Annotated in this window: 11 protein-coding genes; 5 read left to right on the top strand and 6 right to left on the bottom strand. The window is 40.4% G+C overall.

Features of this window, described 5'->3' with window-relative positions; all coding sequences use genetic code 11:
• The first annotated feature begins 37 nt into the window (after positions 1-37).
• Entirely contained in the window at positions 38-721 is a 684-nt protein-coding gene (locus L1D46_RS16925) for a hypothetical protein (RefSeq protein ID WP_178926611.1), read from the top strand.
• Between the two features lie 4 nt (positions 722-725).
• Positions 726-1,982 carry an oligosaccharide flippase family protein gene (locus L1D46_RS16920; protein WP_239977923.1) on the top strand — a complete coding sequence of 419 codons (1,257 nt, stop codon included), beginning with the start codon at positions 726-728 and terminating at the stop codon, positions 1,980-1,982.
• Here L1D46_RS16920 and L1D46_RS16915 read toward each other — a convergent pair.
• Positions 1,971-2,687 carry an SIMPL domain-containing protein gene (locus tag L1D46_RS16915; protein WP_239977922.1) on the bottom strand — a complete coding sequence of 239 codons (717 nt, stop codon included), beginning with the start codon at positions 2,685-2,687 and terminating at the stop codon, positions 1,971-1,973. The two genes, L1D46_RS16920 and L1D46_RS16915, sit on opposite strands and share 12 nt — an antisense overlap.
• A gap of 169 nt (positions 2,688-2,856) precedes the next feature.
• On the opposite strand from L1D46_RS16915, the gene L1D46_RS16910 reads away from it, so the two are divergent.
• Complete coding sequence (locus tag L1D46_RS16910) at positions 2,857-5,526, top strand: bifunctional acetate--CoA ligase family protein/GNAT family N-acetyltransferase (protein WP_239977921.1); 2,670 nt, start codon at positions 2,857-2,859, stop codon at positions 5,524-5,526.
• A 13-nt stretch (positions 5,527-5,539) separates the two neighbouring features.
• Complete coding sequence (locus L1D46_RS16905) at positions 5,540-6,490, top strand: ion transporter (protein WP_239977924.1); 951 nt, start codon at positions 5,540-5,542, stop codon at positions 6,488-6,490.
• Positions 6,491-6,513: 23 nt separating this feature from the next.
• Here L1D46_RS16905 and L1D46_RS16900 read toward each other — a convergent pair whose 3' ends face one another.
• From L1D46_RS16900 to L1D46_RS16890, 3 genes are read right to left on the bottom strand one after another with little or no spacing between them, the layout of a single operon-like run.
• Positions 6,514-11,019, bottom strand: coding sequence for an EAL domain-containing protein (locus L1D46_RS16900; RefSeq protein WP_130049654.1), 4,506 nt, complete (start codon positions 11,017-11,019; stop codon positions 6,514-6,516).
• 15 nt (positions 11,020-11,034) lie between these two features.
• Positions 11,035-11,460 (bottom strand): GNAT family N-acetyltransferase, encoded by a 426-nt coding sequence (locus tag L1D46_RS16895; protein WP_239977920.1) that lies wholly within the window; start codon positions 11,458-11,460, stop codon positions 11,035-11,037.
• A 1-nt stretch (position 11,461) separates the two neighbouring features.
• The gene (locus L1D46_RS16890; RefSeq protein WP_130049656.1) at positions 11,462-11,662 is read right to left on the bottom strand and encodes a DUF3283 family protein; all 201 of its coding nucleotides are present in this window, start codon (positions 11,660-11,662) and stop codon (positions 11,462-11,464) included.
• Positions 11,663-11,815: 153 nt separating this feature from the next.
• Between L1D46_RS16890 and L1D46_RS16885 the strand changes: the two genes are divergently transcribed.
• Entirely contained in the window at positions 11,816-12,517 is a 702-nt protein-coding gene (locus L1D46_RS16885; protein ID WP_233786787.1) for a transporter substrate-binding domain-containing protein, read from the top strand.
• On the opposite strand, the gene L1D46_RS16880 is transcribed toward L1D46_RS16885, so the two are convergent.
• Positions 12,514-12,759 (bottom strand): DUF1289 domain-containing protein, encoded by a 246-nt coding sequence (locus L1D46_RS16880; protein ID WP_178926609.1) that lies wholly within the window; start codon positions 12,757-12,759, stop codon positions 12,514-12,516. The genes L1D46_RS16885 and L1D46_RS16880 overlap by 4 nt on opposite strands.
• A gap of 99 nt (positions 12,760-12,858) precedes the next feature.
• The gene (locus tag L1D46_RS16875; protein WP_239977919.1) at positions 12,859-13,989 is read right to left on the bottom strand and encodes a 1-acyl-sn-glycerol-3-phosphate acyltransferase; all 1,131 of its coding nucleotides are present in this window, start codon (positions 13,987-13,989) and stop codon (positions 12,859-12,861) included.
• Positions 13,990-14,108: the final 119 nt, after the last annotated feature.

The following is a 14,108-nucleotide window of genomic DNA, read 5'->3' as shown; positions in this document are numbered from 1 at the left end:
GCTATAAATGTATAAATAATAAAAAGCGAGTATTTCCATGCAAAGCGCGATTGAGCAATTGAACAGCCGACTACAACATCATCAGTTAAAAGAACTCATTGCCGATTACCAAAGTTTATCGGGGGTTTTGCAAGCGGCACAATTACAACATATCTATCAATTAGCTTGCAGTAGTGAAGTTAAATATTTGTTTTTACAAAATGTTGCAGCGCATTTACTCGAAGCAAGCCCGCTACCAAGTGAAGCTGTGGGCTTGATTGATGATATCGATAAATTGAGTTTTTTCACTCCAGGCCTTAAGTTTCAAAATGCCTTTTGCGTAACAGACAACCAAGGGAATACCCTACTACATCATTTATTTACTCAGTGTCAGCCCGATAAACTGCCCTTTAATTATTTGCGCTCGTTAATGTTATTTGAAAGCAACGAGAGCCTAGGAAGTGCGTTAAAAACATTAAATAAGCAGCAGCTCACCCCTATTGGTTGCTTTATAGCGCAAAACACGACAACCCAAATGCTAGCAAAACATGAGTTTTCAGCATTATTAGCCATGATGGAAGTAGACCAAAGCCATAGCCCAACTGCTGTCAGTGCCTTGATAAATACTCTCAAGCATTTTTACAGTGCCAATAAACCAACGAGTACTGATAGCAAAGTTCTACTGTGTGCGGCCTATTTGCAGGTGCCAACGGCGCAGTTATTAAACGCGCTCAATCAATAACTCCATGAATAAGGATGTTGTTAAAGCGTTTTTATCGCTCAGCAGCTTTACAGCCCTTAACCACGGTAGCCGTATTGTACTTACCTTGTGCCTTGCAAGGTTATTAAGTACTGATGAGTTTGGCACGTTCGCGGCATTACTCGCACTTTGTGAAATTCTTTTATTACCCGCGAGCATGGGTTTTGCATCGTCATTAATGCGTATTAGCTATCCGCTCTTCAAGGCTCAGCAACATGAGTTATTACGCGGCTTAAAACATGTTTATTTAGCTGCATCTTGTTTATTCGGGGTGATTTTTGTCGCTGCTGTGGTGATTAGCTTTCAGGCTATTTCACCACACCAAAGCGCCCAAGAGCATGTGGTTTATTTACTATTACTGGTGCCAATTGGCGCCATTATGCAAAGCCAATCTGCTTTTTTAGTGGCTTTAAACAAACCCCAAATTGGCCTGATAACGCAGCAGTGTATTTTTGAATTGCTAACGGCTGGGTTTTGCTTTTTAGTCTATCTAATACGTGGTGACTTATCTTTAGTCGAGATTTGTATCCTGTTGTTTTGTAGCATCTTATGTGTAGTCATTTATCAATATTGGTTAATCAAAAAAATGATCGTCGCAAGCACTGCCCGCTACCAAACCAAGCAATGGTGTAAAGACTCATTGATCATGCTCGCCAGTGGCGCAGGCACCATATTAGTAGCAAAACTCGATGTCTTACTGGTGCATCACTGGTTTGGTGCACAAGGCGTGAGTATCTTCTTTCCTGCGGTAGTGATTGCTGGCTTACTGACTATTTTAGGCAATGCCGCCAACCAATATTTAAAACCCATTTTAATGGCCGATGAGACGACTGAGCAGCAACTTAGCGAATTAATGAAAGTGGTATGGCGTTTTAACTTTGCCGAAATTTTGCTACTTGCCCTGCTCGCAAAGCCACTACTCACTCTCTATGGCGAAAGCCAATTGCAGGAAGGGTTTTCGATTTTAATGCTGCTGTTACTCGGGCAGCTGTTATTACCAGCAAGAATTTTAGCCAGTAGCATGATCAAGTTAAAAGGGAACCCGCTTATCAACTTGTACGTATTACTTGGCGCAACCTGTGTCACGGTTTTAATGGCAGTACTGTTAAAAGATCAGTTTGGCTTATTCGGGGTGGCTGTGGCGTTTAGTGGCGGCTTTATCCTTGGAGCGCTTTGCCGCATGGTTATTGTATGCACACACATGCGGCTGCCTTTATCTGTGGTATTTGGTTTAATCAGATAGATAATATTCAACACTGGTAACAACACGCACTTTTTTCAGCTGAGGTGTGTTTGAATCTCTATCTGTTATTGAAAACTGCCCCTGACGCGCTGTTTTAATTTTACCTAATTTAGACTGTGAATCTTTGGCAAATTTCATTGCTACTTCGCGGGCTTTTTCGGTTGCTTCTTGAATCATATTTGGCTTAATTTCATTTAAGCCATTAAATAAATATTGAATACGCGTTTCGTAATTGTCTTGTACTATCGCGATGCCTTGCTTTGCTAATTGGCTTACTGCGCCTAAGGCATGTTGCACTTTTTCGATGTCATTTGAATAAACAATGACATTATTACGGGCAATATAACGAAACTGCTGATTCTCGCCGCCATATTCACGGGCTTGCTTATCAATAATGGATTGACTACCAAGACTTATTTCTTCATCACTAAAACCATTTAACTTTAAAAAAGCCACAACCGCATCGCTTTTCTCTTCAACTCGACCAACTAATTTTTCAAGATTATTGTCGGCATCTGAAAACTGTAATGGCCAAATAACGGTGTCAGCTGGCACTTCCATTTCAGCTAAACCTTTAACGTGGACAGTGCGCTCCATACCCTTTACATCAAGGGCCGCACTTTTCAAAATAAAACCTAATCCAAGTAAACCAACCGCTAATGCACACGCTGCAATAACGATATTAAATGGTTGCGTCTTATTCATGCTTTTCTCCTTGATGTAGGTCACTGTTTTTGACTCGAAAAGTAGTTATAAACAGGTTATCTTATGAGTATCACTTTTAATACTTTAGAAGCGTGTCGGTTCTAGTTTGGGTGTATTAAACTTAACAGACCCTGAAGTTTTAACAAACAGCGCAAGCGAAGGAAACAGCATGAGCGTTAAACGTATTAGCCATTTTTTTAATCCTAAATCGGTCGCGGTCATTGGCGCCTCAAATTCCCCTAATCGAGCGGGTTTTGTGGTGATGCGCAATTTGCTACAAGGGGGCTTTAAAGGCCCGATCATGCCGGTTAGTTTAAATCACAGCGCTGTACACGGGGTATTAGCCTATCCAAGCATTGCTGCACTGCCAAAAGTACCCGACCTTGCCGTTATTTGTACTAACAAAAATACCTTAATCAACATCATTAATGAACTTGGTGAGCTTGGCTGTAAACATGCGGTGGTGATTGCTGCGGGTTTAAATGTAGAACAAAAACAAGCATTAAAAGAGGCTGCAACTCAAGCAAATGTGTCTTTACTAGGACCTAACTGCTTAGGCTTACTCATTCCTCATATCGGCTTAAATGCCAGTTTTTCACATACGATTGCCAGTCCAGGAAAACTCGCCTTTGTATCCCAATCAGCGGCCGTTTGTTCAACAATCCTTGATTGGGCCAAAAATAAAGAGATTGGCTTTTCATATTTTGTGTCTGTCGGTGACTGCCTTGATATCGACTTTGATGAGTTACTCGACTTTTTAGGCCGAGATGCAAAAACCAAAGCTATCTTGTTGTATATCGATAATATTGAAGATATTCGTAGTTTTATTTCCGCAGCTAGAGCCGCTGCGTTTAGTAAACCCGTCATTGCCATTAAAACCGGTAAAACCAGTGCGGGCGCTCTTGCTGCAGAGATCCATACTGGTGGCAAGCAAAGCTCAGATGCAGTCTATGATGCGCTATTCCAGCGAGCAGGTATGCTAAGGGTAAACGACTTACGTGAGCTTTTTGCTGCTACACAAACACTGGCAATGCACCCAAAATTACTAAAAGTCGAACAACTGACTATCTTAACAAATGGTGGCGGCCCAGGTGTCATGGCAGTGGATACGCTATTACAGAGCTCAGGAAAACTAGCTGAGCTTAGCGACGAGACCAGAGCGGCGCTTAATAAAGTGATCCCGCAATCAGAGATGACCTCGAATCCGGTGGATATTTTTGGTGACTCAGCGCCAAGACGGTATCAACAAGCCTTAGAAATCTTGCTGCAAGCCAAAGAAGTCAAAAACTTACTGATCATTCACACTCCTTCTGCTTTAGCGCCAAGTGAAGACTATGCTGAGATCATTGTCGAAACCTTAGAAAAAATCCCTAAAATGGCTCGGCCTTATGTTATGACGAACTTTATGGGTGAAGATGCTGCGTATGCCGCACGTAAAGTCTGCGCTAATAATGCCATTCCAACTTACCGTACACCTGAAGGTGCGGTTGGTGCATTTATGCACTTAGTGAGCTATCGTCGTAACCAAAAGCACTTAACGCAAACCCCTGAATCGAATACTGATGATGCGAAGATAAATAAAGACGCAGCTCGCGCTGTGGTGAATGAATTTTTAGCCGAAGAGCAAAGCTATTTATCAACCCATGAAGCAAGCCAAATACTCACTCATTATGGTATTGATTGTATTCAAACTGAGGTTGCTTACACACCAACCGAAGCCAAAGAACAAGCCATAGAGCTGGGTTTTCCTGTAGCATTAAAACTAATCAGCCCAAGCATTCCTTCAAAATCAGAAGTCGGTGGCGTGGTACTTAATTTAAATGATGCACAAGAAGTCGAGCAAACAGCCTTTGCGATGCTGCTTCGTATCAAAAATACCTACCCTGATGCCCATATAGAAGGCTTTTCACTGCAAAAAATGGCGCCGCGAGCAGGTGCGAATGAGCTGCGTATAGCTATTAAAACAGAGCCGAACTTTGGCCCAGTAATTTTACTGGGCGAAGCAGGAACTGGACTTGAATTCGCTCAAGCGGCAGTGGCATTACCACCACTTAATATGAACTTGGCAAAATACTTGATTGCTGCGGCGCACGATAAGGGCGTTCTTAAAGACCGTGTTCTGCCAGAAAAAGTCGATAAGTATCGCTTATGCGCCTTGCTAACTCGTATCTCGCAGCTTGTAATCGATCAACCCGATATAATCAGTGTCGAACTAAATCCTATTTTAGCCAGCAATGGACAATTTTTAGTACTTGATGCGACAATTGGCCTGAGCCGTTATAAAGCAAAAGCAAATCGTAAACGTTTGTGTATTCGCCCCTACCCTATTGAACTGGTTAAAGAAGTTACTCTTAAAAATAACACTCAAGCACAATTAAGACCTATAAAACCTGAAGATGAACAAGCACATTTAGAGTTTGATCAGTCACTGAGTAAAGAAGACAGATATAAGCGCTTTTTTGGTGAGTTACCGCAATTTAATCATGATCAGCTGGCAAAAATGACGCAAATTGATTATGACCGAGAAATGGCATTTATTGTCAGTCAAGAGCAAAACGGCTCAGCCTGCACACTAGGGGTTTCTCGGGTGTTGATGGATCCTGACAAGCTAGATGCAGAGTTTGCAATTGTGGTGCGCTCTGACTGCCAAGGTTTAGGGCTCGGTACAATACTAATGAATGCCGCGATTGAGCATTGTAAAAACCAAGGCGTTAAACAAATTGCCGGGATCACCCTGCCGGAAAACACTGGCATGATTGAGCTGGCACGAAAACTAGGGTTTAAGATCACCCGCGATTTTGAAGAAGGCAGCATTAATATGGTGCTAAAACTAAACTAATAAATGGATCATTATTTTGCAGCGGTTAAGAAATTACACAGCGCGCGTTTTTGAAGGCAACGGCAAGTATCGGCGTATAGGTCGTACACTTGACGTGTTCTTAATGTCACTGATCATGATCAATGTAGTGGCGATTGTTTTAGAGTCGGTCGGCCCTTTAGCAAAACAATATCATCACGAATTTTTAATGATTGAGCTGATTTCTGTCGGTATTTTCACCTTAGAGTATGTACTTAGACTTTGGTGTTGTGTTGATAAAAGCGCACATAAAGAAAGCCCGTTAACAAACACAAAAATTCGTATCAAGTATTTCTTTTCGCCTATGGCGCTGATTGATCTCATTGCCATTTTACCCACCATTTTAATGGTGTTTGTGAGTGTTGATTTACGTTTCTTACGAGTACTTAGGTTGATGCGGATCTTTAAGCTCACTCGTTATTCACGCGCCATGCAACTACTTTTAAACTCATTTAAAGAAGAAAGCAGTTCCTTGCTTGCGGCATTTTTTATAATGGCTGTGGTGCTGATCATCGCTTCATGTGGTATTTATTTAATTGAACATGATGTTCAGCCCGATAAATTTGGCTCTATCCCTGCAGCAATGTGGTGGGCAATGGTCACACTAACAACCGTTGGTTATGGCGATGTCGTGCCTGTGACCCCCCTTGGTCGCTTATTTGGTGGCGCTATTACACTCGTTAGTATGGGCATGGTGGCAATTCCAACCGGTTTGTTAGCTTCGAGTTTTTCTGAGCAGCTACGAAAACGTAGACAAGTTTTTACCGATGCGGTACACGAAGCTATTGAAGATGGCCATCTTTCACCCGTTGAAGAGGAACACTTAGAAAACTTGCGTTATAAACTAGGGTTAAGTCAGCAAGAGGCGAACAAAGCGATTCATAACGAACTGAAAAACCGTAATCGTAGCCTTTATTGCCGCCATTGCGGAAAGCGCCAAGATTAACTAAAAGGGTAAAGCGTTTAGCTTTACCCTAAAAACTCATCGCTCCACTGTGTATCTAAAAGCGCTTTCACTTCGTCTCCCGCCACAGGTTTGCTGAACAAATAACCTTGGAAATACTCACACCCTAAAGAACGTAAGAATTGTAACTGGGTGCGATTTTCAACTCCTTCAGCTACACACTCTTTACCTAAACTTTTTGCAAGGGTAAGTGTTGAGTTAATGATAGCCTCATCGCCTTTATCGACTCCGATGTCATTAACAAAGCTCTTGTCAATTTTCAGTACATCGACCGGGAAACGTTTTAAATAGGTCAGTGAGGCATAGCCCGTACCAAAGTCATCCATATAAATACGACAACCTAGCGCTTTGAGCTTTTCCATACTTTGCTGCGCTTTATCCGAATCATGCATCATAACTGATTCGGTGATTTCAAAAACTAATGCACTCGCAGGTACATTAATTGCGCTTATTGATTGATGTATTTTTTCAACCAGATTTTCGCTTTCAAAATCAAGGGCGGAGAGATTAATTGAAATATATAAATCAGGATGCGTAGTACGCCACTGGCGCAATTCAATCAATGCTCTCGATAGAGTTTGCAACATAATTTTGGTAATAAGCCCTGAACTTTCTGCGGCATTAGCGAAGTCTTCAGGTTTATATTCATCATTACTCGGCCAACGTAGAAGCACTTCAAGCCCTGCAACTTGGCAAGTTTCTGCGCTTACTATTGGCTGATAAAAATTACAAAACTCGTGCTCTTGGTAAGCTTTACTTAACTGAGATTCTAAATGCAAAGTGCGCTGCACTTGTAAATTCATTTCTTGCTTATAGAACTGATAACACCCTTCAACATGACTTTTCGCGTGATAAAGTGCCACATTAGCTGCTTTTAATAACGCTTTTGTGTCTTTTGCATCATCTGGGTAAACAGCAACACCGACGCTAAGGTTTACTTTTACCGCTTGTTGGCTCAGTTCAATATGTGTATCAACACAATCCATTACTTTAGCGCATAGTAATAGTAATTCATCCAGCTGTTTAAAATCTTCAGCAAGGATCACAAACTCATCACCATCGAAACGTGCCACACTATCTTGCGGGCGAAGTACATGCTTTAAGCGCTTAGCAACTCGCTTGATTAGTTCATCTGATTCTTCGCGCCCAAGTGAATCATTAAAATGCTTAAAGCGCTTAATATTAACGTTTAATAACGCCACTTTTGTTTGATGATAATCAGCCTGTTCAATAGCGTGGACCACCCGATCATTAAACAAGGTTTTATTAGGTAGGCCGGTTAAAGCATCATAATTAGCGAGTAAATGTAGCTCACTTTCAGCCAGCTTTTGCGCGCTAATATCAGTAACAATAATCACATAGCTATCAAGTTGGCGGTTATTACCTGCTACTGCACTTATTTTTATCAATACTTGGCGCTTTTCACCGCTCGCAACTGAAACTACATCTTCTGCAGAGAAGTGCTCACCAGATTTAAGCTTTTGCATAATGCGCAAGTAATGAATTCGTGTAGGAATTGGCATCCCTAAGGTTAACGAGCGACTAGAACGTGGCTCAGCCGGAAAACCAAATGCATCTTGAAAGGATTTATTGGTAGCTCGAATACGTAAGTTTTTATCTAAGATAAATACCCAGTCTCGTGTTTGTTCGAATGCCGCACCAAACAAGCGAGCATTTTCTTCAAATACTAACTCACGAGTCATATTCGTATAAGTGCCAGCTACTTTTTCAGGAGCATTGCCTTGCCATTCAACCACTTTGCCAAAGTCTTTATACCAACGCCAATTACCATCGGCATGACGCAGCCTGTAAGTACAATTGAAATAACCTTTTTGAGTCGATAAAAACTCTAACCACTCTAAACGGAAGGTTTGTTTATCATGTGGGTGAATCTTTGCTAAATAATCATCTAAGTTTACGCTATCGGTCTCATAGCCGAGCTCATTTTTAAGACGTGGTTGATAAATAATTGGGCTTTGCGATGACCAATCCCATACACCTGAATGACTACCTTCAAGAGCGAGCTTTAATCGCGCTTCACTCTCTTTACTTTCTTTATGAGCTGCTAGCAATATTTGTTGCATTCGATTACGTCTAAATATCCAAGCAGCTACAAATAGTGCAACCAGAATCACATATAAAATAATGAAGTGTGGTGCGCGCCAAAGTGGGTATTTTACTTCGATATTCAAAATAGCGGGCGGCGTTAAATCTCCCGTTAATGGATCTTTAGCCCAAACTTTAAGATGGTATTTTCCTGCGCTGAGTTTAGGGAATAACACACGGTTGTTATTTCGTGTGTACGTTTTTTGGCCATCCCCAAGCTGATATTCATAAATAATACGCTCTTGATAATTGAATGCCATTGCCGAAAACGCAACTTCTAATCCTATATCATCATGCTCAAGGACAACACTGTCGATTGGCTGTTTTAACTCAGCGGGTAAATCACGAGACATCAAATCAAGATTAGTGATATTAACGTGATCAATTAAAGCTTGCTGATAGTGGTTATCCATTGGATAAAAGTAAGTAAATCCTTTTAACGTACCATAGACAATTTGCCCTGATTCAAGCTTAGTAAATGCACCACTATTAAACTCGGTTGAGAATAACCCCTCTGAGCCAGTAAACTGTTGAAAGTGCAGATTATTTGGATTTAGTCGCCATAATCCTTTGTGGCTACTCATCCATATCATGCCCGCTTCATCAAGTACCATATCGTAAAGCAATGTACCTAACTTATTCTTTTCTAAATCAATTGTGTAAATATGTTCATAAGTATCGGCATCTAAACCAATCAAACCAAAATTCGATAATGATAACCACAGTACATTGTTGTTATCTATGATGTATGACATCACATTCACAGCCACATTTTCGTGTTGCTCTGGGACTGTATAAATCGTGGTTAGTTCGTATGTGTTAGGATCTACTTGATAGAGAATACCTGCATTATAAAATAGAGGTGCCTCTGGGTTAGATGATAATGCAGGCAAAAAACCGTAAGCTAAGAACGGCTCAAACTCATCAAATTTACCGCCTAACCGGGTGACTTTTTGGCTATCAATATTATAAACAAACATGCCGTAATCAGGATGAACATAGTAAAGGTCACCCGATGGCATCAACAATATGCCATGAACCCAATCATTAATTAAAACCTGTTTCTCTGGATCTGCCGCTTTTACTGGTGTTGCCTGCCCTGTTTTCGGATCAAAACTTAAAACGCCTCGATTGGTATGTAACCATAGCTTATCTTTATAGGGCATTACTTGGTAGATACTAAACTCAGTTGTAATAAGATCGACTTGATAATCCTTTAAGAAAACCTCGCTTTCGTAAGTTTCTAAATCAACCGCTGTTAAACCATTATGCGTAGCAAGCCAAAGGCGATTTTGAAACTCTGTAATACTCCAAATTGAATGATGAGATAATCCATCACCCTTTAATGTATTGGCTGTAACATTGATAAAGTTGTAGTTATCATAAGATTGGTAAAAGGCACCGTCATTTTTGGTTGCTAGCCACATCCCACCAGAACGGTCTTTCACTATATCAATAATGCTGGTATCAGCTAGAGTATAGCCACTTTCTTTTAAGCGCATATTCTTAACTAACTCGCCAGTTTCTAGGTTATATTCAAATAAGCCCTTATCAGTGCCTAAGGTAACTGAGTTAGCCTCTGGAATAATCTTCCAAATATTCAAATCACTGATCAGTGATTTATTTTTAAAGGCGATGTCAGGAGTATCAAACATGGCTTGCAAATTACTAATATCTACCTGATATAGTCCTCTCACAGCCCCAACTAACAAAGTATTGTTGTTTATCACCGAGAATGACTTCACATAGTTTTGGTAGATGTGGCTTGGCTCATTTTGCAAATGTTCTAACTTACGGACCTTGCCAGATGCAAGTTCATAAACATAAGCGCCATTGCTAGTGCCCATAAAGATAAAACCTTGATACGCGTAAAGTTCACGTATAACACTGCTTTTTACCCGCTCAGGAATTTCAAAAATAGAGGTGATTTTTTTCGTTTCTAAGTCTAGCTTGGCAAAATCCCAACCACGCCCTAGCCATAGTGTTTTGTCATCAACCGCCACCATACTAAACACTGACTCAATAAAAATTTGCTCTTCAGTGGTCGGTTTAGCAATAAACTGCTGATAAGTGTCGGTGGTGGGATCATAACGGAATAAACCCGCTTGTAGGGAAGCTATCCAGATATAACCTTGCGGGTCTTGGTAAATACGGTCAATGATTGAGTCTTCAAGTTCACCATTAGGGCCTTTGATATGCACAACCTGATAACCATCGTAACGATTGAGGCCCCCTTCAGTCGATAACCATAAGTATCCACTATTATCGATGAGCATGGTGTTAACATAACTTTGTGATAAGCCTTCACTTGTTGATAAACGTTTTACCTGGGAAAAGGCAGAATGGCTAAACAAGCCACAAGTCAAAATAAAAAATAACGCTATACTGGAGAAGAACTTAGTCATTGACGTTCCAAATTGCTAACTTGGCACTGTGTCACGCGTAAAGTGCATCGCAACTACTTTTCGATGCGCATATACCTCAAACAACGATTGCAAAGAATTGGGTAATGTTAATGCATAGTTAAACCCATTTTGTAGATAAAGATCAATCAGATTTTGGTACACGAAGGTAAAAACGGTTCCTTTTTGTGCATCAGCTACAGCAGTAAGCAATTGTGAGGCTACCTTTTGACCCCGCCACATTTCATCAACATAAAGAGTAGACAAAAACAATTGTCCTGATTGGTCTTGAACCCGGCAGGCAGCAATTATTTCTAACTCTTTGTAAACAACCCACACCTGATCAGCTTTGGTCGCTCGACCACGGGCATTGTTTTTGTCATAAAATTTATTTACTAAGGGCGTTTTAATCGGCTCAAGTAAACAAAATCTGAAGTCTGCCATGTTAGCTCATTAGCGAAAGGTAATGCTCAAATTGCTGCTTAAGAAAAGCTTGCTCAGAGATAGGGCGATTGTTTATTGCAGTATAAACGCCCTCACGCGTGTTTTTTCCGCGCTTTATTTGATAGGCCCAAAAAGACGCTTCGTAATCCAATTGAATTTGATATTTTTGCTCTCGCGGCAATTTACATAAATTGAAACTCATACTTTCTCAGCAATAAATTTTTTGATTTATCAAGTATAACAAAATTAGACCGCTTTAATCGCTTTTATTAGGCTAAAAAGACCACGAAAAACTTGATTTTGGAGGCACATATAAGTAGATTAACGAGCAATTTATGTACGCAAGGAATGCACGTTGTCGAAGTATCTTAATTACGGATTTGCCTTATTTTTGCTGCTTTTTTGCTTCTTAAGTAACGCCAGCACAAACTTACTGATTTTTAATCGTCCTGCCGATACACCACAAGCTCGCTATGTTATTGATTTAATGAAAATGGCTTATAAGGAAATAGGTTATGAGGTCCATATTATCGATTTCAATCATCAAAATGCTTTAGTGGCCGCTAACCAAGGTGTGCTCGATGGACAGTTAGGTCGCATTGCTGATGTTAAGGATAATTATCCTAATTTATTGAAAGTCGATTATCCGCTTTTTGATTTTAATTTAGTTCTGCTGAAAAATTGCCAGCAATGTCAATACGAAGAGCTCAAGTCTTTAGCAATTCAATCAAGCTACCCAGCTGCACAGAGTTATATCGAACGTCACCCATTTAATGGTGATGTTATCAAAGTCAGAAATGTCACTGCTCAGCTTAATTTACTAACACAAAAACGTGTTGAAGGGACAATATTGCTAGACTTTTTACTGTCAACTAAGCACCCAAACTTTAATCAAACAGCCTTTCATAAACAAGTGTTAATGCCAATGCAGAGCTATCACTTTGTTCACAAACGCCATAAAGCAATAATTCCACAACTGACCATGGTACTCAAAAAGCTTGATGAAAACGGTACGGTGCACTTTCTAAAATCAAAATACCACCTCACTGAATTTTAAAAATCAAAACCACCTTGCTCAGGGTTTGTTTGCTGCTGTTGTGCTTGCTGTTTTTTCTGAAGGTAACGTTTGTAACGCTGTTGGCATAAGCTAATCACTTTACGCTTTTCCGCGTTAGTAAACTTATTCCAATAAAAACGCTCATCCCGACTGCGATAGCAGCCTTTACAATAGCCTCGGTTATTAACTTGGCATATCCCTTTGCAAGGGCTTGGAATTTCAAATATTTCAATTTGTTGCATCACAAATGCCGGTTAATAAAGAATATTAAAAGTATAGCCTGAAAATTAACCATAAAAAAAGCCACTTTAAAAAGTGGCCTCTTAAACTAACTGTATCGCTTACTCAGACTCGCTTGTAGCAAGTTCTGCTTTACGATGAAATGGTTTTGCATACATCGCTAATACAAGAGGTTTTAACTCTTCTGGCACTTTCGCCATGCGCTCATTAAAGGCAGCCGCATCTTCTTCATCAATTATAGCTTGCGTGCAACCACCCGCTATATAGTTACCTGGGTGTAAGAAAAACGAATCAACTATTTGCTGATCAATCGTTTTTGCAAGCTCCTCAGGCGATTCACAGCCTGATTCAATTGGCTCACCAAAAGCTAAATGCACATGACCTTTGGCTGTACTAAAGCCTTCAACAATGCTTGCTATGTCTTCACCTTGTTGTTTAATATACTGACCATGTTGCTGTTTATGATAAAGCTCTTTCGCTTTAGCAATCGCACACGGCTCGTATTGATAAGAGATAGACACTGGCACTATTTTTAATTCACGCACATATTCAGCAAATTCTTTTTTCTGCTTGCGACCTTGTAACTGCAACATTTTAAGAAGGGCTGGATCTGTTTGATCAAAACCGTCTTTTGCTCGGCCTTCTTTTTGCGCTATCCAAATTGAGTGGCCTTCAGCGAGTGAGTCATAGATATAAGCAGACAGCTGCGACAGCGCTTTTAGCATCTCTTTGGGTGCTTTCGCTGAACGCTTCACAATAAAGCTCTTATTTAAACGCATTAACTCAGTGATATAAGGGATTTGCAGTAAATTATCACCAATTGCGATGCGCACTGTCGGCATATTGTGCTTAAACAAGCCCCAATTCACCAGCGCAGGATCAAGCACGATATCGCGGTGATTAGAGATAAATAAGTAGGCTTGTTTTGGATCTAGTTTATCTATGCCAGAAAACGTCACTTCTGAAGTCGTACGGGTAATTAATTTATTTAAATAATCAGCCACTTCATGCTGAACTTGCTCAACCGATGAGGTGTTACCCCATTTTTTACGCAGTTGGCTGCGTACCAATGGACGAGTAAGAAATGGGAAGTTCGATAAAAAGCGCGGTAGGTTATACTTAGCGATTACATCTACAAAGGCATTATCAGCAATCAAACGCGCTACTGAATCAGCTACTTCATCATCATTGTAAGGTCTTATGTCGGCGTATTTATCCACACTTTCACTCATTAAAAACTACTTAAGTTAAAAAACGGCACGCGATGCGTGCCGTTAAAAATAATTGGCGGATTATAACTCAGACAATTTTAAATGCGAACCGAGACGCGATAGTTAACCAACTTAAATCC

Origin of the sequence: Pseudoalteromonas sp. Isolate3, assembly GCF_022398505.1 — a bacterium.
Classification (GTDB): Bacteria; Pseudomonadota; Gammaproteobacteria; order Enterobacterales; family Alteromonadaceae; genus Pseudoalteromonas; species Pseudoalteromonas apostichopi.
This window is presented reverse-complemented; position numbering and strand designations above follow the sequence as displayed.